This is a genomic window from Pseudonocardia sulfidoxydans NBRC 16205 (genome assembly GCF_007989085.1).
GTDB lineage: Bacteria > Actinomycetota > Actinomycetes > Mycobacteriales > Pseudonocardiaceae > Pseudonocardia > Pseudonocardia sulfidoxydans.
The window spans coordinates 81943-102844 of record NZ_BJVJ01000003.1 but is presented as its reverse complement, the minus strand read 5'-3'; the positions used below and the strand labels follow the sequence as shown (position 1 = coordinate 102844).

Here is a 20902-nt window from a genome sequence, read left to right as displayed (position 1 = left end):
GCGTCTCCTCCCGAGTTACCGCGCCCGGCCGAGCAGCGCGAGGTTGTAGTACTGGGCGCCCGAACCGGCGCCCGATGCGATCGCGACCTCGGCGCCGGCGACCTGCCGGTCGCCGCACTCGCCGCGCAGCTGGCGGACGGCCTCGACGAGCTTGAGCGTCGGCCCGCCCCACCCGATGTGGCTGCAGGCCAGCAGCCCGCCGTCGGTGCAGGTGGGGAGCTTGCCGTCGAGGCCGATACCGGTGGCGCGCGCGAAGTCGGTGCCCTCGCCGGGCCCGCAGAAGCCCAGCGCCTCGAACTGGCGGGCGACCTCGAGGGAGTTGACGTCGTAGAGCTGGGCGACGTCGACGTCGGACGGGCCGAGCCCGGCCTGTCCGAACGCCTTGCGCGCGGCGGCGGCGCCGATCGTCCACGTCTGCTCGTAGCGGGCCGGGTCGACGTACTGCTGACGCAGCCACTCCATCCCCGCGCCGAGCACGACGATCGGCGGGTGCGGCAGGTCGCGCGCCCGTTCGAGGGTCGTGACGATCACGGCCGCGCCACCCTCCGAGGCCAGGCACAGGTCGAGCAGCGTGAAGGGGTCGACGATCGGCGGTGCCGCCAGGACGTCGTCGGCGGTGTAGGGGCCGCGCCCGGCCATGACGGCCTCGGGGTTGGCGGATCCGACGTTGCGGATCGTCGCCGCGATCTCCGCCATCCCTTGCCGCGCATGGGGATGGCGGGCGAGGTGGCGTTGCGCCACCAGGGCGAAATGCGCCGAGGTGAACGCCCCGAACGGCGCGACGAACTCGTTGCCGGGCTGGGTGTAGGCCGCGACCCGGCCGCCGCCGAGGACGCCGGCCTGCCCGCCGGTGATGAGCACCGTCGTGGCCTGGCCGGTGAGGATGGCACCGGCGGCGTCGACGAGCGCGGGGACGCCCTGCGGGTAGGAGTCGCCGATCCAGTCGAGCGGGACGCCCAGCAGTGTGGACCAGTCGGCCGAGCCGGGGGCGAGCACCGTGCCGCCGGGGCCGGGCCAGCGGGCGGCGATGCCGTCGAGGTCGGTGTGGTGCAGGCCCGCGTCGGCCAGGGCGAGCTTCGCGGCATCGAGGGCGACCTGCAGGGAGTTGCGGTCGGAGCGCTTCTGTTGCGGGGTCAGCCCGACCCCGACGATCGCGACGTCGGACAGGTTCATGCCGGGTCCTCCGTGAACGCCGGCAGGACCCGGCCCTCGCGCTCGATCCACGTCACGCGCACGGGTGCGTCGATCGCCGGGAGCCGCCCGTCGGGGCCGTCGACGAGCTCGGCGAGCATGCTCCAGCCCTCGTCGAGGTCGACGATGCCCAGCCGGAACGGTACGGCGAACCCGGGGCTCGGCGGCTTGTGCACGACCGTCGCCGAGTAGACGCGGCCGCGGCCATCGGAGCGCTCGTAGGCCCAGTTCTCCGACAGACACGCGGGGCACGCGACCTGCGGGGTGAAGAAGTTGCGCCCGCAGTCGCCGCAGACGGGGCGGACGAGCTCACGCCGCCCGACCGCCTCCCAGAAGAGGTCGGTCAGCCCGGGATCGGTGACGGTCACTCTCCACCCAGCAGCAATCGGTGCGCGGCCTCCTTGACCGTCATCCCGACCTCGACGCCACGCTTCGCGGCGGCCTCGTTGTGCGCGCTGATCAGGCCGTGCTCGTAGCCGAGGAACGCGTCGCCGACCGGGGCGGTGGTGCCGTCGATGCAGGCGCCCGCGAGGCCCGCCTCGTCGGCGGTGACCAGCCCGGACACGCCGGAGCGGTTCTTGCTCATGCCGCCGTCGTGGCAGATGAACCCCCAGGGGCTCGCCTCGAGCAGGAACTTGGCGCCGCTGCGGCCGGTGTGCCCGGCGGTGACGAGCACGCTGCGGTTCTCGTCCTCGGGGTAGGCCCAGACGATCGAGTCGGTGACGACGACGCGCCGCCCGCTCGGGTGGGTCTCCATGATCTCGCGGCGGACCTTGTTGCCGACCTCGACGTCGGTGGGGTCGTTGGCCAGCAGGATCTCCGCGGCCTCGCGGACGGGCATGCCGGGCTTCACGCCGCACGTCTCGGCGACGTAGTTGACGTGCTTGACGATGCCGTTGGTGTAGAGGTCCTCGCCGTTGCCCATCTCGGCGGTCATGCCGTCGGCGGTCGCCGCGGGGATCCCGAGTGCCTCGAGGTACCAGAGGCCGGCGATGCCGGCGCCGTCCTTGCCGACACAGGCGTCGTGCCCGATGACGCCACGCGGGCGGTGGATCGCCATCATCCGTGCGGGCAGGACACCGACGTAGGAGGCCGGGACGACGACGTCGCGCCCGGTGTTGCGGGCGTCGACGTAGCGGGCCGAGTCCATGGTGCAGATCCGGCCGCGGTCGCGCTCGACCACGATGTCCTGCGGGTGGTCCTGCTCCCGCTCCAGCAGCGTCTTGCCGTCCATGCGCCGTCCTGACGTCGTCGTCGTTCCTGCGGAGTTCCCGTGCGGCGCCGACCACCGATCAGCGCCCGAATCTCTGTATATCATTAACAGCAGCACCGAACCAGGTCCGAATCCGCCACATGCGACGGCGCCGCCTCCCAGGATGCGGGAGACGGCGCCGTGGAGCCAGGTGCGACGTGGGTCAGGTGCCGTACATCTCCCAGCTCAGGACCTCGTCCATCTGCCGCTGGTAGTGCCGCTCGAAGTAGGTGAGCGTGTCGTCCATGTGCGCGCGCATCGCGGCCTCGGCCTTGTCGCCCTCGCCGGACTCGATCCCGATGCACACCGCGTCGTGCGCCTGCCAGACGAGCTTGCGGAACCGGCGCGGATACTCGACACCCAGCACCGTGCCGTCGGTGATCCAGTGCAGCGAGTTGATGCAGTAGCCGAACAGCGGGTTGTCCGAGCCCCACGCCACGAGGTCGTGGAAGCGGCGGTTCTCGGCGAGGAACGCGTCGCGGTCGTCGAGGCTCTCGCCCATCCGGTCGACCGAGTGCCGCAGGTCGGCCAGCAGCCCGGTGTCGCCCCGCTCGGCGCACAGCCGGGCCGTGATCGGCTCCAGCAGCTGACGCGTCTCGATCACCGCACGGAACGGGGTGTCGGCGAACTGCATCAACAGCGCGAGCGTGCTGGCCAGGTGCCGCGAGTCCGGCGAGGTGATCACCGGCCCACCGCCGGGGCCCGGACGGATGGTCAGCACGCCCTGCAGCTCCAGGACCCGCAACGCCTCGCGCAGCGTGTTGCGGCCGACGTTGTAGGTCTCGAGCATGTCGCGCTCGGGCGGCAGGTGGCTGCCCGGTGCCAGGTTGCGGTCCTTGATCTCCTTGACGATCCGCTGCGCGATGACGGTGGCACGCTTGGGCGGCATCCCCGTCGGCGCCGAGCGCGGCGGGACGTCCCTGCGGACGACGGACATGTCGGCTCCCTGCTCTACGACCCGGACTGCTGTCGGCCCGGGTCGAGGCCGACCCAGATCCTGACGATGATACTCAGCAATCCGTCCTTCACGACGGTACGGGCCCGATCGGGTGGCGCAGAGGCTACCCTCACCGGTCGGGCCGCTCTCTCAGGCCGGGGACATGGTCCCCGGTGGCGCGCCACCGTCCGGCATCAGCTGAACACGGCCTCGGAGAGCTCGTCGTAGAGCTTCTCCGACGGGTCGAGCTTGCGGACCGCGGTCGGCGCCGGGTCGAAGTAGACGAGCTCGCTGACCAGCTTGGGCTCGGGGCCCTCGGAGAACGGGAAGAACCAGGCCAACCGACTGCTGACCAGGTACTTCGCGCTCGGGTCGTCGACCTCCACGACCGGCACCTTGTCGCCGGGGAACGCCTGGTGCCAGGTGCCGTGCGCGGCGATGCCCCAGTCGGCGACGGCCAGGTGGTCGATGTCGAGCTGCAGCACGTTGGTGCCGTCGTCGACCATGCCCTGGTAGAAGCCGCGGATCGCGTCGAAGTCGGGCAGCTCCACGTAGGCGCCCAGCCCCCAGAACTTGTAGACCCCGCCCTCGGCGACGGTCTCCAGCACCTTGTCCGGGTAGCCGAGGACCTCCCACTTGATGTGGTCCTTCATGACTTCCAGGATCGCCTTGTGGCGGGGGTTGTCGGTCTTGCGGGCCAGCTCGTCGTAGCTGTCCCAGCCCTTCTTCAGATCCAGCACAGCCATGGTGCGGCGTCCTCTCGTGGTGGCGGGAGATGCGAGGTTCAGGAATCGGCGACGTCGCGCGAGTCGATGACGCCCTGGGCCGCGGGCAGCCAGCTCGCGACGCCGGCGAAGGGCATCGCGACGAGCGTGGCCTCGACGAGCTGCTCCTCGGTCGCGCCGGCGCGCCGGGCGCCGCGGGAGTGGATGGCGACGAACCGCGGCTGGTACTCGGCGGCGTTGACCGCGCAGAGCAGCAGCTCCATGTCCATCGCGGGCAGCGGCGTCTCGCCCAGCGACGACTCGCGCATGAGGAAGTAGCCCTCCAGGCCGGCGCCGACGCGGTCGCCGAGGAGCTCGACGTAGTCGGGCACGAACCCGAAGTAGCGCTCGAAGTAGGCGTAGGCGCCGGGGACGTCGGCGTCGAACGAGTCGGTCGCGTCGGTCGCGGCGGCGGCGTGGTCGGCCGGGCCGTAGGCGGCGTCGGTCGCGGCGACGAAGAGCTGGTGGGGGGTGATACCGCGGGAGATCAGCAGGCCGACCGAGGCGCCCTCGGCGTGCTCGCGCGCGACCCCGGCCTTGGCGGCCACGGCGAGGAAGTGGTCGACCAGCGCCTCGTCGCGCTTCACCGCGCAGATCGCGGCGGCGAACAGGGCCTTGAGGCCGACGGGCAACGTTCCGTCGGTGGTGATGACGTCGGCGACGCGGGCGAGGCCCTCGACGAACTTGGGCGTCGAGACCTCGAGGCGCGAGAGCCACGGCGCGTCGCCGACCAGTTCCGCCGTGCGCCGACCACCGGAGGTCGAGACAGTGCCTGCCATGGTGACCACTCCTCGTCGAGTACACCGGGATGGAGGGGCCGGGGGACGTGCCCGCCCTGTCGCTCAGCCCGCTAATAAAGTAACATAGTATTCATGGACTCCACGGAGAAGTGGTTCGGTCTCGGGCCCGCCGAGACGGCCCTGCGCGAGGAGGCCGAGGCCGTTGCGGCGTCCGTCGCCGACATCGCCGCCGAGGCCGACGCAATGAGCGAGATCCACCCCGGCATCCGGGAGGCGTTGCGCGCCAGCGGGTTGTCCGGGCTCATGGTCCCCGCGGCCTACGGTGGCCGCTCCGAGAGCGTCGACCCGCTCGCGGTGTGCCTGGTCCGCGAGGTGTTCATGCGGGCGTCGTCGCACCTCGACTCCATGTTCGCCCTCCAAGGCATCGGCAGCTACGCCATCACCGTGGGCGGGACCGACGAGCAGCGCGCGCAGTGGCTGCCCAGGGTCGCGTCGCTGGAGACCCTCGCGGCGCTCGCGCTCACCGAGGAGCACGCGGGCTCCGACCTCAAGAACGTCTCGACGACGCTGACCGAGAAGGACGGGTCGCTCGTCGTCCGCGGGGCCAAGTCGTTCATCTCCAACGCCGGCGCGGCCGACTTCTTCGTGACGCTCGTGTCCGAGGAGGCCGGGCTCTCCCTGGTGCTCGTCCCGGCCGACACCCCCGGTCTGACCACGACCCCCAGCCCCGAGCTGATCGCCCCGCACGTGCTCGGCGAGGTGGAGTTCGACGACGTCGTCCTGCCTCAGCAGGCCCGGCTCGGCGTCCCGGGCAAGGCGATGTCGCTGGTCCTGGGCACGCTCGCGGTGTTCCGGGTGTCCGTCGCGGGCGCGGCCTGCGGACTGGCCGCCGGTGCGCTCGCCGAAGCCGCCCGCCACGCCCGCACCCGCGAACAGTTCGGCCGACCCCTGCTCAAGCACGGTCCCGTCGCCCAGCTGCTGGCCGACTCGTGGAACGACGTCGAGATGGCCCGGTTGCTCACCTACCAGGCCGCGGCCGCCGCCCGTGACGACGCCGCCGGCGCACTGAACCGCTCGTCGATGGCGAAGGTGGCCGCGACCGAGGCGGCGAGCCGCGTCGTCGACCGGTGCGTGCAGGTCATGGGCCGCTGGGGGCTCGTCGCGAACAGCCCGATCGAGCGCTACTACCGCCAGGCCCGCCCGATGCGCATCTACGAGGGCGCCTCGGAGGTCCTCAAGCTGGGCATCGCCCGCGCCCTCTGCGACGAGGTCTAGTTCGCGAACCTGTGAGCGCTATCGGCCCTGCCAGCGCGGCGCCCGCTTCTCGACGAACGCGCGCGCCCCCTCCTTCGCGTCCTCCGACGTCCGGACCTGGGTGATCATCGGCTCCTGGCGGGTGAACAGCTCGTCGTCGGGCCACAACGCCGACGCCGCCATCACGGCCTTCGACGCCTGCACCGCCAGCGGGGCGTTCCCCGCGATCTCCGCGGCCAGCTCCTTCGCCGCGGCGAGCGCGCCGCCGTCGGCGACGACCCGGCTGACCAGGCCCAGCTCCAGGCAGCGTGCCGCCGTCAGCGGACGACCGGTGAGCACCGCCTCCGTCGCGACGTTGCGCGGCACCAGCCGCGGCAACCGCAGCACACCGCCGCCCGCCGCGACCAGCCCGCGCTTGACCTCCGGCAGCCCGAACGAGGCGCTCTCCCCCGCGACGACCAGGTCGCAGGCCAGGGCGATCTCGAACCCGCCGCCCAGCGCCGGGCCCTCCACGGCGGCGACGATCGGCTTGCGCGGCGGGACACCGACGATGCCGAAGCCGCCGCGCCGCTCGTCGACGGGACGCTCCCCCGTCGCCGAGTACGCCGCGAGGTCCATGCCCGCCGAGAAGAAGCCCGACGAGCCCGTCAGCACCCCGACCCGCAGCTCGGGATCGGAGTCCAGCTCGTCGATCGCCGCGCTGATCAGCCGGGCCGTCGCGAGGTCCACGGCGTTGCGCCGCCGGGGGCGGTCGATCGTCAGCACGAGCACCGGGCCGGCGCGCTCGACCAGCAGCCCTCCGGTCGCGGTCGGGGCGGCTCCGTTGCCCGTCATCTCGGGGCCATCCGGATACCGCCGTCGAGACGGATGGTCTCGCCGTTGATCATGGGGTTCTCCAGGACGTGGACGGCGAGGGCGCCGAACTCGTCGGGAGCGCCCAGCCTGCTGGGGTGCGGGACCATCTTGCCCAGCGAGTCGCGCACCTCCTGGGGCAGCCTGCCCAGCAGCGGAGTGTCGAAGATGCCGGGCGCGATCGTCGCCACCCGGATCTGTTTGGTCGCGAGGTCGCGCGCGGCGACGATCGTCATGCCGACGACGCCAGCCTTCGACGACGCGTACGGGATCTGGCCGATCTGGCCCTCCCACGCCGCCACCGACGCCGTCAGCACGATCGCGCCGCGCTCCCCGTCGACCGGGTCGAGCTGCGCCATCCGCGCCGCGGCGAGGCGCAGCACGTTGAACGAGCCGATCAGGTTGAGCTCGATGATCGCGGAGTAGTCCTCGAGCGAGCCGGGGCTGCCGTCGCGCTGCAGGATGCGCATGGCGTGCCCGCGTCCGGCGCAGTGCACGACCGCGCGCAGCGGACCGAGTTCGGCGGCCGCGTCGAGGGCCGGGGTCACGCCCTCCTCGGTCCGGACGTCACCGACGACGAACCGGGCGCGGTCCCCCAGCTCGGCGGCGGCCTCGGCGCCGGGCGAGGACTCCAGGTCGAGCAGCACGACGCTCGCCCCCGCCTTCACCAGCCGTCGCGCGGTGGCCAGCCCGAGCCCGGAGGCGCCGCCGGTCACGACGGCCGAGATGCCTGCGATGTCCACGTGATTCCTTCCGGATGGTTCCTGGCCGTGCTGTGGTTCGACCGGGTCAGACCGTCTCGAGCAGCATGGCGTTGGCCATGCCGCCCGCCTCGCACATCGTCTGCAGGCCGAGCCCGCCGCCGCGTGCCTCCAGTGCACCGAGCAGCGTCGTCGCCAGCCGGGCGCCCGAGGCCCCGAGCGGGTGGCCGAGCGCGATCGCGCCGCCGCGCGCGTTGAGCCGGTCCGGGTCGGCGTCGAACGCCGCCTGCCAGGCCAGCGGTACCGACGCGAACGCCTCGTTGACCTCATAGAGGGCGACGTCGCCGATCCCGACGCCCGCCCGGTCGAGCAGTCTCCGCGTCGCCGGGATGGGTGCGGTCAGCATCTCGACGGGGTCGTCGCCGCAGACCGAGAACCCGCGGAACCGCGCGCGCGGGGTGAGCCCCAGCTCGCGGGCGGCCCGGTCGCTCGCCAGCAGCAGCGCCGACGCACCGTCGGTGATCTGGGAGGAGTTGCCCGCGGTGATCGACCACGTGATCTCGGGGAACCGGGCCGCCATGGCCTCGTCGGTGAAGGCGGGCTTCAGGCCGGCGAGCTTCTCCGGGGTGGTCCCGCGGCGGATCGACTCGTCCGCGGAGACGACGGTGTCCCCCACCGTGATCGGCACGATCTCGCCGTCGAAACCCCCCGAGTCGGCGGCGGTGGCGGCGCGGGCGTGCGAGCGGGCGGCGTAGTCGTCGAGCTGCTCACGCGACAGCTTCCAGCGGGCCGCGACCAGCTCGGCCGACACGCCCTGCGACACCAGGCCCGGTGCGTACCGCGCCGTCACCGACGGCCCGGCCGAGTCGGCCCCGAGCTTCGCCGCGCCCATCGGGACGCGGCTCATCGACTCGACACCCGCCACGACCACCAGGTCGTAGGCGCCGGCCATGATGCCCTGCGCGGCGAAGTGCACGGCCTGCTGGCTCGACCCGCACTTGCGTTCCACCGTCACGGCGGGCACGTGCTCGGGGAACCCCGCGGCCAGCCACGCCATCCGGCCGACGTTGCCCGACTGCTCACCGGCCTGGCTCACGCACCCGGTGACGACGTCGTCGACGCGACCGGGGTCGATGCCGGTGCGTGCCACCAGGCCCGCGATGGTCTGTGCCAGCAGGTCGACGGCATGCAGCCCGGACAGGGCGCCCCCCGGCTTGCCCTTGCCCATCGGCGACCGCACCGCATCAATCACATAGGGCTCGTCCACCCCGGGCTCCTCTCTCGTTCGCGCACGTCAGTCGACGGCACCGGCGTAGGCCTGCATCAGCCGCTCGTGCGAGGTGAACTCCGCCGCCGGCCCCGACGCCTTCACCTCACCGTTGCTCAGGACGTAGACGTAGGAGCAGTGCTCGAGGGCGACCGACGGGTTCTGCTCCACGATCACCGCGGGGGTGTCGGCGAACAGGGACTCGAAGCGCCCGTACAGCTCCTTGATCAGGATGGGCGCGAGGCCCAGGGACATCTCGTCGATCAGCACGATCCGGGGCCGCTGCACGACGGCCCGGCCGATCGCGAGCATCTGCTGCTCACCACCGGACAGGAAGCCCGCACGGATGCCGCTGCGCTCCCCGAGCCGGGGGAAGGCGTCGAGGACCCTGGCGATGTCGTCGTCGACGTCGCGCCCGCCCCGGGTGTACGCGGCGGCCCGCAGGTTCTCCACGACGGTGAAGTCGGGGAACACCCGCCGCCCCTGCGGCACGTGGGCGACGCCGCGGGCCACGACCTGGTCGGGGCGCAGCCCGGTCAGCGGCTCGCCGCCGAGCAGGATCTCCCCCGACCGCACGTCGACGAGCCCGGACACGGCGCGCAGCATCGTCGTCTTGCCGGCGCCGTTGGGGCCGAGGATCGCGACCTTCTGACCGGGCCGGACCTCGATGTCGACGCCGTGCAGGACCGTGGAACGCCCGTAGCCGCCGGTGACACCGCGAAGGACCAGCCCGGCACCGCCCGCTGTCTCAGCCGCCAAGGTAGGCCTCCACGAAGTCGTCCTGGCGCCGCACGACGTCGGGGACGTCGTCGGCGATGACCCGGCCGAAGTTGAGTGCCACGACCCGGTCGGTGACCCGCATGACCAGCTCGATGTTGTGCTCGACGAGCACGACGGTCGCCCCGACGTGGCGGCTGTGCACCAGCACCCGGCCGACGAGGTCGTCCCCCTCGTCGGGGGTGAGGCCCGCGGCGGGCTCGTCGAGCAGCAGCAGCCGGGGCCGGGCGACCACGGCGCGGGCGACGTCGACCCGCTTCTGCACGCCGTAGGCCAGGTTCTCGACGCGTTCGTCGAGCAGGTCGGCGAGCCCCAGCATCTCGGCGGTCTCGATCGCGTCCGCCCGCATGCGACGTTCCCCGCGCACGAAGGGCGGCAGCCGGAGCACCTGGCTGACCGACCCGTAGCCCGCGACGGCGTGCTGGCCGATCATCAGGTGGTCCATGACCGTCAGGCCCTCGTGCAGGCTGAGGTTCTGGAACGTCCGGCCGACCCCGAGGGCGCGGCGCTGCGCGGGCCGGCGCGGGCGCAGCACGGTGTCGCCGACGGCGATCTCCCCGCCCGCGAGGCCGACGAAACCGGAGACGGCGTTGAGCAGGGTGGTCTTGCCCGCCCCGTTGGGGCCGACGAGCCCGACCACCGAGCCGGGGACGATCTCCGCGGACACCCCGTCGACGGCGGTGACGCCGCCGAACGCGACGCGGACGTCGCGGATGGAGAGCCCGATCCCGCCGTCCCCCGACACGGTGGGTGCCTCCGGCCGGCTTCCACGGGCCGTGCTCTGGGCCAGTTCCGCCTCGACGATCGTCGCCGTCGGCGCCAGCTCGATCTCCGCGGGTGCGAGCCGCTTGCGGCCGGGGCCGAACCGTCGCCACAGCGCGACGATCCCGCCCGCGAAACCGCCCGGGAAGAAGATCATGATGACGACGAACACGACGCCGTAGATGACGTAGCGGAACTCCCCGGTGGTGCGCAGCATCTCCGGCAGGCCCTCGACGAAGATCGCGCCGAGCGCGGCGCCCCACAGGTAGCGCTGGCCACCGATGATCGCGATGACGAGGGTGACGATCGAGAGCTCCAGCGAGAAGTCCTGCGGCGAGACGTAGTTGACGGTGTGGGCGTAGAGCACGCCCGCGCAGCCGACCATCGCCCCCGAGACGCCGAACGCGCCGACCTTCTGCCAGCCCAGCGACATGCCCAGGCTCGACGCCGCGAGCGGGCTCGTCCGCACCGCGTTCCAGGCCCGGCCCTGCCTGCCGCGCAACAGGTTGCGGGCGAACAGCATCGCCACACCCATCACGACGAGCGCGATGTAGAGCAGCCCCAGCGGGGTGTAGGCGGTGCCGAACAGCGTCGGCGGCGGCACCTGTGTGCCTCCGCCACCACCGGTGAGGCCGGTCCACTCGAAGTAGATCTGCTGGGCGACGATGCACAGCGCGAGCGTCGCGATCGCCAGGTAGAGGCTGCCGATCCGCAGCGACGGCAGCCCGATCACGACACCGATCAGGGCGCCGACGACGATGCCCGCGACGAGCTCGCCCTCCATCCCGAACGACGTGATGCGGGAGACGGCGATCGTCGCGTAGACCCCGGCGCCCAGCAGCGCCGCGTGCCCCACCGAGGGCTGGCCGGCCGCGCCGAACAGCACGGTGTGGCTGGCGCCGATGATCGTGAAGATGACGACGACGGTGACGACGTAGGCCTGGTAGCCGGTCAGGACGCCCGAGATGCCGAAGACGACGATGATCGCGAGCAGGGCGAGCAGGACGTCGCGACCGGGGATGCGCGCCCACACCGGCCGGGCGCGTCCGTCCGCCGGCGCGCTCATGCCCGCGACGCCGAGAGTCGGCCGAACAGACCGGCGGGCCGGATCAGCAGCACCACCAGGATGATCAGGACGGGCAGCGCGATGGTCACCGCGCGCGGGGCGTAGGCGATCGAGAGCGCCTCGAGGACTCCGAGGATGAACCCGCCCGCGACGGCGCCGGGCAGGCTGGAGAGCCCGCCGAGGACGGCCGCGGTGAACGCGGAGATGAACGTGCCCTGCAGGAAGCCGACCGACAGCACCGACACCGACGCCACCATGATCGCCGCGATCAGCCCGAGCAGGCTGGAGATGATCCACGTCCAGCGCGAGACGGTCCGGGCGGGGACCCCCATGAGCGTCGCGGCCTGCGGGTCCTGGGCGTAGGCGCGCATCCCGACACCGAGGTTGGTGTAGCGCAGCACGACGCCCAGCACGATCGCGCCGGCGACGGCGACCCCGAGGATGACCAGCCGGGTCAGGTCGATGTTGAGGCCCGCGACCGCGACCCCGCCGGAGGGCAGGGGCGCGTTGATGTTCTGGACGCCGGAGCCGAAGAAGATCTGCGTCGCGTTGTTGAGGACGATGTCGAGCCCCATCGTGGCGAGCACGAGCCGGAACAGGTCACCCGAGCCGAGCGGCCGGACGATCCCCCGTTCGACGGCCCAGCCCAGCAGGACCGCACCGACGACCGCGACCGCGAGCCCGGCGGCCCAGCCGAGGTTGAGGATCGTCCCCACCTGGAAGAACAGGAACGCACAGAAGGCGCCCATGGAGGCGGTCGCGAAGTTCACCGCGTCCATCGTCTTGAAGATCAGGGCGATGGACAGCGCGAGCAGGGCGTAGACGCCCCCGGTCATGAGCCCGTTGACGATCGCCTGCAGGAAGGCGCTCACGTGGATCGTCCGACCTGGTCGGGCGGAACGCGCGCGGTCATCGTCGACCTCCCGTTCCGGCGGCTCCCACGGTGGGCGCCGACCGATTCAACTGATAAAGATATACATGGATTGGGACGGAGGGAACCCCGCCCGGGCATCTTGCGCGTGACGGTCGGCGGGTCCTAATGTCGCCACACTATTAACATAGATTCTCCGCCGAGGCGGCAGTGCTGCCGCCGGGGAAGGACGACCCATGCGTCGAGTAGTGGGCGTTGCCGTGGCAGCGATCGCCGCCACCGTTCTCGCAGGTTGCGGCGGCGCCACCGTGTCGTCGTCGGAGTCCGGGGGCGGAGGTGGAGCGGCGTCCCCCGGCATCACGGCCGACACGATCACGCTCGGCATGGTCAGCCCCATGACCGGGCCGTTCGCCGCGCTGGGCACCGACGGCCAGGCCGGCGCCGACGCGCTCGTCCAGACCGTCAACGCCGCCGGCGGCATCAACGGCCGCAAACTCGCCCTCGCCGTGCAGGACGACCAGTACGACCCCAAGCAGGCCGTCGCCGGGGCCCGCTACTTCGCCACCCAGCAGCCCGTCCTCGGGGTCTGGGGCAACAACGGCACCGCCACCACACTCGCCGGGATGCCGACACTGCAGCAGGCCGGTGTGCCCCTGCTGTTCCCGATGGCGCTGAGCACCCAGCTCTCGACCTACGACCGGTCCTTCGCCTCGATGCTGCCGCTGTCGGCACAGTTCCAGCTGCTCTCGGACTGGATCGCCACGCAACCGAACCTGGCCGCCGGGAAGTGGGGCATCCTCTACCAGAACGACGGCACGTCGTCGGAGGTCGCGGACGGCTTCAAGAAGGGCAAGACCGCGCTCACCGAGAACGTCAGCTTCGAACGCACCACCACCAGCTACGCCACCCAGCTGCAGAAGCTGCAGGCCTCCGGCGTGACCGACCTGGTGTTCATCGGCAACGTCAACCAGATCTCGGTGGCGCTCAAGGAAGCCGACCAGACCGGCTACAAGCCGCAGTGGTACAGCTCGCTGGGCAACACCAGCCCCGACCTCGCCAAACTGACCGGCCCGCTCGCCGAAGGCGTCATCACCGTCAACCCCTACGCGCCGCCCGCCAGCGACGTCCCCGGCACCGCCGAGTTCCGGGCCGCGATGGACAAGTACGAGCCCGGCAAGTCGCAGAGCATGTACGCGCTCAACAGCTGGGTCGGCGGCAAGATCATCGTCGACGCGCTCCAGCGGGCCGGCAAGGACCTCACCCGCGACTCGTTCCTCGCCGCGCTGCAGGAGACCAAGGACCTCGAGATCGGCGGGATCATGCCGCCCGTCACCATCACGGCGACCGACCGCACCGCCAGCACCTGCATCCAGCTGGCCAAGGTCACCCAGGGCGTGTTCAAGTCCGACGGCGAACCGGTCTGCCAGTGACCGACGGTCCCGCCACCCGCACGGCGGTCGTCGTCGGGGCCGGCCTCGCCGGTCTCGCGACGGCCGTCGCCGCCGCCGACCGCGGCATCGCCGTGACCGTGCTGGAGAAGGGCGACCTCGCCGGCGGCGCGGCGTCCTTCTCCGGCGGGCAGGTCTGGGTCGCCGCCAACCACCTCGAAGCCGCCCAAGGCATCCAGGACGACCTGCGGGCCGCCGAGGAGTACGTCCGCGCCGTCGGAGCCTCCCACCCCGAGCTCATCGACGACGACGCCCTGGCGCGCTGGCTCACCGAGGCGCCGCGAGCCGCCCGGTACTTCGAGGACGCCGGGGCCGTGACCTGGGAGATCATCCCCGACTACCCGGACTACTACCAGGACGCGCCCGGCTCGCGAGCCACCGGCCGCTACCTCACCGCCGCCTACGACGCGCGGCGCCTCGGCGCCTGGCGCGACCGGCTGCGGGTGTCGCCGCACTTCCCCGTCGGCACCACCTACGCCGAGATCCTGGGCGCCGGGCTGCGGGCATCGGCGTTCGGCGCGTCCTCGTCATCCTCACCGCCACCCGAGGACCGGTTGACGTTCGGGACCGGCGTCGTCGCCGGGTTCCTCGTCGCCGCCCTCGAACGCGGCGTCGAGATTCTGCTCGAGCACACCGCGATCGAGCTGTGCCTCGACGGCGGGCGCGTCACCGGCGTCGTCGCCGAGACCCCCGACGGCGCCCGACGCATCCTCGACGGCGCCGTCGTCATCGCCACCAGCGGCTACGACTGGGACGACGACCTCGCCCACGACTTCCTCGGCCTCAAACCCGCCGACCGCGGCAGCGTCGCACCCCGCACCCTCACCGGCGACGGCATCCGGCTGGCCCGCCAGGCCGGCGGCGCCGTCGTCGAGATCCCCGCCAACCGGGTGCCCGTGCAGGTCGGCTACCCCGTCGGCGGCTACCCCGGGTTCCAGGTCGCCCGCGAGCACTCCCTGCCGCACACCTTCGTCGTCGACAGGACGGGCAAGCGGTTCTGCGACGACGCCGTCTACTGGGAGATCGTCAAGAAGACCCTCGAACCGGGCAGCGAGCACCTGCCCTGCTTCATGATCTGGGACACCCGCCACCACCAGCGCTACGGCCTGGGCCCCACCCCACCGGGCGGAACCTACCCACCGGAGGTCGTGTCGTCCGCCTCCTCGCTGCGGGAGCTGGGCACCGCACTCGGGATCGACGGCGGGGAGCTGGAGGCCACCGCCGCCCGCTTCAACGACCACGTCGCACACGGGTCCGACCCCGAGTTCGGCCGCGGCACCAACACCACCTGGCAGCGCTTCCAGGGCGACCCGACTCAGCAACCGCACCCCAACCTCGGGCCCGTCGACCAGCCGCCCTTCTTCGGCATGCGGCTCACGATGGTCAGCACCGGGATCGGCCTCACCGGCATCGCCGTCGACCCCGACGGCCAGGTCCTCACCGCCGGCGGGACACCCGTCGCCGGCCTGCACGCGGCGGGTGCCGCAGCGGCGTTCACGTCGTCGGGCACCGCCTACAACAGTGGCTTCTCACTCAGCCGCGCCATCACGCTGGGGTTGCTGGTGGCAGAACAACTCTGACAGGGGGACACAGTGAAGCTGGAGAACAAGGTCGCGTTCATCACCGGGGCCGGGCACGGCCAAGGCGCCTCGCACGCGAAGTACCTCGCCCGCGAAGGCGCGAAGATCGTCGCCGTCGACATCTGCGAGGACATCAAACCCATCTATCCCCTCGCCACCCGCGAGGAGCTCGACGCCACCGTCGCCGCCGTCGAGGGGATCGGCTCCGAGGCCATCGCCATCCAGGCCGACGTCCGCTCCTCCGCCCAGATGCGCGACGCCGTCGCCACCGCCGTCGACCGCTTCGGCACCATCGACATCCTCTGCAACAACGCCGGGGTCTGCATCGTCGAAGCCGTCGACGAGATCTCCGACGAGAGCCTCGACGCCGTCATCGACGTCTGTCTCAAGGGCATCTTCAACACGATGCGGTTCATCGCGCCGATCATGAAGGCGCAAGGATCGGGCAAGGTCATCAACACGTCGTCGGCGGGCGGACTGAAGGCCCTGCCGCAGGTGTCGCACTACGCCGCGGCCAAGGGTGGCGTCGTGCTCGCGACCAAGAGCTGGGCCAACGAGCTCTCCGAGTGGGGCATCAACGTCAACGGCATCGCCCCCGGCACCATCTACACCGGCATGATCACCGGGATCGCCGGGCAGCTGGGCGTCGACTCCGACGTCGCGTTCGTCGACTTCAACGCCAACAACATGTTCAAGGGCGAGCGCGGCCACGTGACCGTCGACGACATCTCCTCGATGGTCGTCTACCTGGCCTCCGACGAGGCCAGAATGATCACGGGCCAGGTCTTCCCCGTCGACGCGGGCTGGGTCTCCTCGTAGCCCCCGCGCAGCGATGAGGTTGCGCGCGCCTCCCCGCCGAGATGCACGTCAGGGCTGTTCGTCCCGAGCGGTCCGAGCGACGCCGAGGTGCATCTCGGCGTCCGCCCGGCCGGGGTCGTGAGCGGTAATAGTCGCTCTAGCGACTATTACCGCTCACAGGGTGTCGCGGTCCGCGGTCGCGGCGTCCACGCCCTGCTCGCGGAGTTCGAGCTTGCGGACCTTGCCCGAGGGGGTCATGGGGAGGGCGTCGGCGATGCGGACGTAGCGCGGGATCGCGAAGGCGGGCAGGCGGGGTTCGCACCAGTCCCAGACGTCGGCGGCGGTCAGGGTGGCCCCTTCCTCCGGGACGACGACGAGGAGCAGCTCGTCCTCGCCGGCCTCGGCATCGGCGGGGACACCGACGACCGCGCAGTCGACCACCCCGGGATGGGCGAGGATCGGCTGTTCCACCTCGAACGAGCTGATGTTCTCCCCGCGCCGGCGCAGGGCGTCCTTGAGCCGGTCGACGAAGTAGTACCAGCCGTCGGCGTCGCGACGCAGCCCGTCGCCGGTGTGGAACCACAGGTTGCGCTGGGCCTCGACGGTGCGTTCGGGCATCCCGTAGTAGCCCGACGTCATCGTGAACGGCAGGTGCGCGCGGACGACGAGCTCCCCGACCTCGCCGACCGGCACCTCCTCGTCGGTCTCGGGGTCGACGAGGCGGACGTCGAAGTAGTCCTCGACGAGCAGGCCCGCCGCCCCCGCGGGCCGGTCCGCGCCGTAGGGCGTGAGGATCGGCATGGAGATCTCGGTGAGCCCGAAGTTCTCGACGAACGCCTCGATCCCGAAGCGCGCCTTGAAGTCCGGGGCGATCGAGGTGGCGAGCGGGACGGCGTAGAGGCAGCGCAGGGGGTTGTCGGCGTCGTCGTCGCGGCGGGGCTGCTTGTGGACCCAGTCCATCATCACGCCGATGAAGTTGGTGACGGTCACGCGCGACTCGCGCAGCTGGTCGACCCAGCGTGAGGCGCTGAAGCGTTGCTGCAGCACGAACCGGGCGCCGACGATCAGCGCCGGGTAGCAGGCGAGGAACTGGGCGTTGCCGTGGAAGAGGGGGCCGACGGCCATGTGGGCGTCGGCGTCGGTGAGCCGGCAGAGCGAGACGCACTCGTCGGCGAAGAAGTGGAAGTGGGCGTGCGGCATCATCACGCCCTTGGACAGGCCGGTGGTGCCACTGGTGAACAGGATGGCGGCGAGGTCGGAGGCGGCGACCTCGGGCAGCTCGGCCGGGCGGTCGGCACCGGTCAGGTCCGCGAACGGGTGCGCTTCCCACCCACCGGCGCGCAGGGCCGCGACCGCCTCGCCCGAGGCGGCGCCGGTGACGTAGAAGGTCTTCACCGCGCGTGCCGCGTCGAGGGTCAGGAAATGCGGGACGAACTCGGGGTCGACCACCGCGGCGCTGGGCGAGACGGTGCGGACCTGGTGCTCCAGGAACGTGCCGCGGTAGGCGGTGTTGATCGGGACCTCGACGAGCCCCGCGACCGATGCGCCCATCCACGCGAGCAGGTACTCGACGCTGTTGGCGCCCATGATCAGGACGCGGTCGCCCTGCACGCAGCCGCCCGCGAGCAGCGCCCCGCCGACGCGTTCGGCCGCGTCGAGGGTCTGGGCGTAGGTCAGCTGTGTGCCCTGGAACGGGACGTCGAGGAACACGGCGTCGGCGTGGGTCGTCGCGCGGTGCCGCAGGACCGCGGGCAGCGTCCACGTCGTCCGGTCGGGGAAGGTGAGCCGCAGATCGTCGTAGGTCCGCATCAGCGGAACCTGGGGGCGCGCTTCTCCATGAACGCCGCCGCGCCCTCCCGCATGTCCGGCGACCCGATGGCCTGCACCAGCATGCCCAGCCCGGAGACGTAGTTGTCGCGGCAGGCGTTCCACCACACGTTGGAGCTGATCTTCGCGATCTCCAGGTAGCGCGGGGAGAGCGCGAGCAGCTCGTCGGCCCAGCGGGTCACCTCGGCCTCCAGCTCGTCGTCGTCGACGACCGCGTTGAGCCAGCCCAGCTCCATGGCCTGCTCGGCGGTGTAGCGCCGGCACATCATGGAGATCTCCTTGGCGCGCTTCTCCCCCACCGAGATCGCGAGCAGGTTGGTCCCGCCGAGGACGGGTGCGCTGCCGACGCGGGGCCCGGTCTGGCCGAGCTTGGCGCTGCGGGCGGCGATGGCGAGGTCGCAGGCGACGACGAGCTCGTTGCCCCCGCCCCCGGCGGCGCCGTTGACGGCGGCGATGACGGGTCGGGGCGAGTTCCGGATGACGTCGAAGAGTTCGAGCGAGGCGTAGAACATGCCCCGCAGCTCCTCGGGGTCCGGGTCGGTGAGGTTGGCGAGGTAGCCGCCGGCGCAGAAGGCGCGACCGCTGCCAGTCAGGACGATCACCCCGGCGTCGGAGGCGTCGCGGACGGCGTCGGTGAGCTCCCGGCCCATCGCGGCGTCGTAGGCGTTCATGCGGTCCGGCCTGTTCAGCTGGATCCAGGCCACGTCGCCTCGTCGTTCGACCGTCACGTCTGTGGAACCGTCGTCGTCCATATGCTGACTACTATCACCCTGGATTCGGGACCACAACGGAGGAACGATGGTCGACGACGACCTGCAGGCACGCATCCGGCGGCTCGAGGACCGGGCAGAGCTGGGCGAACTCATCGCCGTCTACGGGCGGCTGCTCGACGACCGCGACGTCGACGGGGTGGCCGCGCTCTACACCGAGGACGCCGTCTTCGACTCCACCGAGGGTCCGATGACCGGCCGCGCCGCGGTGATGGAGTACTACCGCGGCCAGCTCGACCGCTACGGGATGACCTACCACTACCCGCACAGCCACACGATCGAGTTCACCGGCCCCGACGACGCGACCGGCGTCGTCTCGGCGCACGCAGAGCTGGCGATCCTGCCGACGCCGTTCGTCGTCGCGCTGCGCTATCTCGACGTGTACCGCCGCGAGCAGGGGCGTTGGCGGTTCGTGTCGCGCCGGGCGCTGCAGCTCTACGCCGCTCCCCTGGCCGAGCTGCCCGACGTGCTCGCCGGGACGCTGCGCCGACGCTGGCCCGGGACCGAGCCGGCCCCGGCCGACATCCCCGAGTCGCTGCCGACGTGGCAGGCCTACTCGCGCAGCTGACCCAGCGCGACGACGTGCACGGTCGCGACGACCCGCTCGGTGCCCGCCACGAGCCCCGACAGTGCGCGACGGTCGGACTGCGCCGCCGCGGAGCCGATGTGGGCGACCGTGTCAGCGGCGGAGGGGAACCACAGCGCCTCGACGGCGTCGACGATCCCGGGCAGCTGCGGGAGCCGGACGAACGCCTCGACAGCGGTCGCGGCACCGCCGCGGCCGGGGGCGGCGAGCACCGCGGCCAGGTCGGCGGTGGCGACGCCGGGTGCGGCGCGCATGAGCGTCAGCAGCCGGACGCCGCTCGGCTGGGCGACCACGCTGCCGGCGACGCGTTCGGTGAGCACCGCGCCGCCACCGCTGCGGTCGACGAACCGGCCCTCGTCGGCACGTCCCGCCGAGAGGTAGTGCGGGTGCTCGAAGGCGGCGTCGAAGGCGGCGACGTCGTCGGCGTCCATCTCGGAGCAGGCGTCGAAACCCGGCCACGGCAGCGTCGACGCCAGGGCGTGGTTCTGCCAGTACCGGCGCAGCCCGGGCATTGCACCGATGATCGGACCGTGCCGGTCACGCCAGTGGTCCTGGAACGACGGCAGCGACAGGGAAGCGAGGCGGGGCGCGAGCCCGAACCGGGTGATCACCGGAACAACAGCAGGTGGGCGGCGTCGCGGGCGGCCATCCCGACCTCGACCCCGCAGTCGGCGGCGAGGGCGTTGCGCGCCGAGATGACGCCGTCGCGGTAGCTGGACAGACCGTCGCCCATCATCGCGGTGCGGGCGTCGACGGTCGCGCCCGCGAGTCCGTCGGCCTCGACGATCGCGAGGCCGGCGACGCCGGAGTCCTCGCGCCCGCGCCCGCCGTCGGAACAGATGAAGCCGTGGGGGCGGAACTTCCGCAGGTACGGGACGCTGGAGCGGCCGGTGTGCCCGGCGGTGACCAGGACGTTGGCGTCACGGTCGGCCGGGGTGCCGAAGGCGATGGAGTCGGTGCAGACGACGGCGCGCCCGGCGGGCCCTTCCTCCATCACGGTGCGGTTGGTGATCTCGTCGGGCGCCCGCGTCACCGGAGGGGCGGTCAGGAGCAGCCGCGACGCGTCGGCCACCGACATCCCCGGTACGACGCCGCACGCGGCCGCGACGGCGTTGACCCGGCTGATCGCGCCGTTGCGGTACACGTCGACGCCGTCGCCGAGCAGGACGCCGCTGACGTCGGCGGTGGCGGCGGGGATGCCGAGCGCCTCGTAGAACCAGAGCCCGGCTATGCCGGCGCCCTCGGGGCCGATCCCGCAGTCGAGGCCGATCGCGGCGCGGGGTCGCCGGTCGGCGACGAACCGGGCCGGGAGGACGCCGGAGTAGGAGGCGGAGACGACGACGTCACGGCCGGTGTTCCGGTCGTCGACGTCGTAGGCCGAGTCGATCGCGACGACGCGTCCGCGGTCGTGTTCGGCGACGACGGTCTGCAGGTCCTGGGTGCTGGTCACGGGTGGTAC

At 72.0% G+C, this 20902-nt stretch carries 21 protein-coding genes; 5 read left to right on the top strand and 16 right to left on the bottom strand.

The window, feature by feature from the left end; genetic code table 11:
* Positions 1-15 precede the first annotated feature (15 nt).
* The 6 genes from PSU4_RS02600 to PSU4_RS02575 form a co-directional block, all read right to left on the bottom strand.
* Positions 16-1173, bottom strand: a complete 1158-nt coding sequence (locus tag PSU4_RS02600; protein ID WP_147102315.1) for a thiolase family protein — start codon at positions 1171-1173, stop codon at positions 16-18.
* Positions 1170-1559: a Zn-ribbon domain-containing OB-fold protein gene (locus tag PSU4_RS02595; RefSeq protein WP_147102314.1), complete on the bottom strand. Its 390-nt coding sequence runs from the start codon at positions 1557-1559 to the stop codon at positions 1170-1172. The genes PSU4_RS02600 and PSU4_RS02595 overlap by 4 nt, the downstream gene beginning before the upstream one ends.
* The gene (locus PSU4_RS02590) at positions 1556-2425 is read right to left on the bottom strand and encodes a hypothetical protein (RefSeq protein WP_147102313.1); all 870 of its coding nucleotides are present in this window, start codon (positions 2423-2425) and stop codon (positions 1556-1558) included. Before PSU4_RS02590 ends, PSU4_RS02595 begins: the two co-directional genes overlap by 4 nt.
* Before the next feature lie 181 nt (positions 2426-2606).
* Positions 2607-3380 (bottom strand): FadR/GntR family transcriptional regulator, encoded by a 774-nt coding sequence (locus tag PSU4_RS02585; protein ID WP_147102312.1) that lies wholly within the window; start codon positions 3378-3380, stop codon positions 2607-2609.
* A gap of 194 nt (positions 3381-3574) precedes the next feature.
* Positions 3575-4126, bottom strand: a complete 552-nt coding sequence (locus tag PSU4_RS02580; RefSeq protein WP_147102311.1) for a hypothetical protein — start codon at positions 4124-4126, stop codon at positions 3575-3577.
* 38 nt (positions 4127-4164) lie between these two features.
* Positions 4165-4923, bottom strand: coding sequence for a carboxymuconolactone decarboxylase family protein (locus tag PSU4_RS02575; RefSeq protein ID WP_147102310.1), 759 nt, complete (start codon positions 4921-4923; stop codon positions 4165-4167).
* Between the two features lie 93 nt (positions 4924-5016).
* Here PSU4_RS02575 and PSU4_RS02570 point away from each other — a divergent pair, with 93 nt between their 5' ends.
* Positions 5017-6159, top strand: coding sequence for an acyl-CoA dehydrogenase family protein (locus PSU4_RS02570; protein ID WP_147102309.1), 1143 nt, complete (start codon positions 5017-5019; stop codon positions 6157-6159).
* Positions 6160-6177: 18 nt separating this feature from the next.
* Here PSU4_RS02570 and PSU4_RS02565 read toward each other — a convergent pair whose 3' ends face one another.
* The 6 genes from PSU4_RS02565 to PSU4_RS02540 are packed head-to-tail and all read right to left on the bottom strand — an operon-like array spanning position 6178 to position 12435.
* The gene (locus PSU4_RS02565) at positions 6178-6972 is read right to left on the bottom strand and encodes a crotonase/enoyl-CoA hydratase family protein (protein WP_147102308.1); all 795 of its coding nucleotides are present in this window, start codon (positions 6970-6972) and stop codon (positions 6178-6180) included.
* Positions 6969-7733, bottom strand: a complete 765-nt coding sequence (locus tag PSU4_RS02560) for an SDR family NAD(P)-dependent oxidoreductase (protein ID WP_147102307.1) — start codon at positions 7731-7733, stop codon at positions 6969-6971. The genes PSU4_RS02565 and PSU4_RS02560 overlap by 4 nt, the downstream gene beginning before the upstream one ends.
* A 46-nt stretch (positions 7734-7779) precedes the next feature.
* Positions 7780-8958, bottom strand: coding sequence for a thiolase family protein (locus PSU4_RS02555; protein WP_147102306.1), 1179 nt, complete (start codon positions 8956-8958; stop codon positions 7780-7782).
* Positions 8959-8985: 27 nt separating this feature from the next.
* Positions 8986-9717, bottom strand: a complete 732-nt coding sequence (locus PSU4_RS02550; protein ID WP_147102305.1) for an ABC transporter ATP-binding protein — start codon at positions 9715-9717, stop codon at positions 8986-8988.
* Positions 9707-11563, bottom strand: a complete 1857-nt coding sequence (locus PSU4_RS02545; protein ID WP_147102304.1) for a branched-chain amino acid ABC transporter ATP-binding protein/permease — start codon at positions 11561-11563, stop codon at positions 9707-9709. The genes PSU4_RS02550 and PSU4_RS02545 overlap by 11 nt, the downstream gene beginning before the upstream one ends.
* Positions 11560-12435 carry a branched-chain amino acid ABC transporter permease gene (locus PSU4_RS02540; RefSeq protein WP_147102303.1) on the bottom strand — a complete coding sequence of 292 codons (876 nt, stop codon included), beginning with the start codon at positions 12433-12435 and terminating at the stop codon, positions 11560-11562. Before PSU4_RS02540 ends, PSU4_RS02545 begins: the two co-directional genes overlap by 4 nt.
* A gap of 259 nt (positions 12436-12694) precedes the next feature.
* Between PSU4_RS02540 and PSU4_RS02535 the strand changes: the two genes are divergently transcribed.
* Genes PSU4_RS02535 through PSU4_RS02525 form a run of 3 tightly spaced genes read left to right on the top strand, consistent with a single transcriptional unit; the run spans position 12695 to position 16281 of the window.
* Complete coding sequence (locus PSU4_RS02535) at positions 12695-13864, top strand: ABC transporter substrate-binding protein (RefSeq protein ID WP_186816703.1); 1170 nt, start codon at positions 12695-12697, stop codon at positions 13862-13864.
* Positions 13861-15462 (top strand): FAD-dependent oxidoreductase, encoded by a 1602-nt coding sequence (locus PSU4_RS02530; RefSeq protein WP_222596145.1) that lies wholly within the window; start codon positions 13861-13863, stop codon positions 15460-15462. The genes PSU4_RS02535 and PSU4_RS02530 overlap by 4 nt, the downstream gene beginning before the upstream one ends.
* Before the next feature lie 12 nt (positions 15463-15474).
* Positions 15475-16281 carry an SDR family NAD(P)-dependent oxidoreductase gene (locus PSU4_RS02525; RefSeq protein WP_147102301.1) on the top strand — a complete coding sequence of 269 codons (807 nt, stop codon included), beginning with the start codon at positions 15475-15477 and terminating at the stop codon, positions 16279-16281.
* A 153-nt stretch (positions 16282-16434) separates the two neighbouring features.
* Here the strand turns inward: PSU4_RS02525 and PSU4_RS02520 are convergent, their stop codons facing one another.
* A complete protein-coding gene (locus tag PSU4_RS02520) occupies positions 16435-18069 on the bottom strand; it encodes an AMP-binding protein (protein WP_147102300.1) in 1635 nt (544 codons plus the stop codon).
* Positions 18069-18791: an enoyl-CoA hydratase/isomerase family protein gene (locus PSU4_RS02515; protein ID WP_246114908.1), complete on the bottom strand. Its 723-nt coding sequence runs from the start codon at positions 18789-18791 to the stop codon at positions 18069-18071. The genes PSU4_RS02520 and PSU4_RS02515 overlap by 1 nt, the downstream gene beginning before the upstream one ends.
* 94 nt (positions 18792-18885) lie before the next feature.
* On the opposite strand from PSU4_RS02515, the gene PSU4_RS02510 reads away from it, so the two are divergent.
* The gene (locus PSU4_RS02510) at positions 18886-19425 is read left to right on the top strand and encodes a nuclear transport factor 2 family protein (RefSeq protein WP_147102298.1); all 540 of its coding nucleotides are present in this window, start codon (positions 18886-18888) and stop codon (positions 19423-19425) included.
* Here the strand turns inward: PSU4_RS02510 and PSU4_RS02505 are convergent.
* Complete coding sequence (locus PSU4_RS02505; protein WP_186816702.1) at positions 19410-20054, bottom strand: EthD domain-containing protein; 645 nt, start codon at positions 20052-20054, stop codon at positions 19410-19412. The two genes, PSU4_RS02510 and PSU4_RS02505, sit on opposite strands and share 16 nt — an antisense overlap.
* The gene (locus PSU4_RS02500; protein ID WP_147102296.1) at positions 20051-20893 is read right to left on the bottom strand and encodes a hypothetical protein; all 843 of its coding nucleotides are present in this window, start codon (positions 20891-20893) and stop codon (positions 20051-20053) included. Before PSU4_RS02500 ends, PSU4_RS02505 begins: the two co-directional genes overlap by 4 nt.
* Between the last annotated feature and the right edge of the window lie 9 nt (positions 20894-20902).

Bases quoted from the DNA above. Each gene is read 5' to 3' on its own strand.
- PSU4_RS02600 (WP_147102315.1), bottom strand. From the start codon at position 1,173: ATGAACCTGTCCGACGTCGCGATCGTCGGGGTCGGGCTGACCCCGCAA.
- PSU4_RS02590 (WP_147102313.1), bottom strand. From the start codon at position 2,425: ATGGACGGCAAGACGCTGCTGGAGCGGGAGCAGGACCACCCGCAGGAC.
- PSU4_RS02585 (WP_147102312.1), bottom strand. From the start codon at position 3,380: ATGTCCGTCGTCCGCAGGGACGTCCCGCCGCGCTCGGCGCCGACGGGG.
- PSU4_RS02580 (WP_147102311.1), bottom strand. From the start codon at position 4,126: ATGGCTGTGCTGGATCTGAAGAAGGGCTGGGACAGCTACGACGAGCTG.
- PSU4_RS02575 (WP_147102310.1), bottom strand. From the start codon at position 4,923: ATGGCAGGCACTGTCTCGACCTCCGGTGGTCGGCGCACGGCGGAACTG.
- PSU4_RS02570 (WP_147102309.1), top strand. From the start codon at position 5,017: ATGGACTCCACGGAGAAGTGGTTCGGTCTCGGGCCCGCCGAGACGGCC.
- PSU4_RS02565 (WP_147102308.1), bottom strand. From the start codon at position 6,972: ATGACGGGCAACGGAGCCGCCCCGACCGCGACCGGAGGGCTGCTGGTC.
- PSU4_RS02545 (WP_147102304.1), bottom strand. From the start codon at position 11,563: ATGAGCGCGCCGGCGGACGGACGCGCCCGGCCGGTGTGGGCGCGCATC.
- PSU4_RS02520 (WP_147102300.1), bottom strand. From the start codon at position 18,069: ATGCGGACCTACGACGATCTGCGGCTCACCTTCCCCGACCGGACGACG.
- PSU4_RS02510 (WP_147102298.1), top strand. From the start codon at position 18,886: ATGGTCGACGACGACCTGCAGGCACGCATCCGGCGGCTCGAGGACCGG.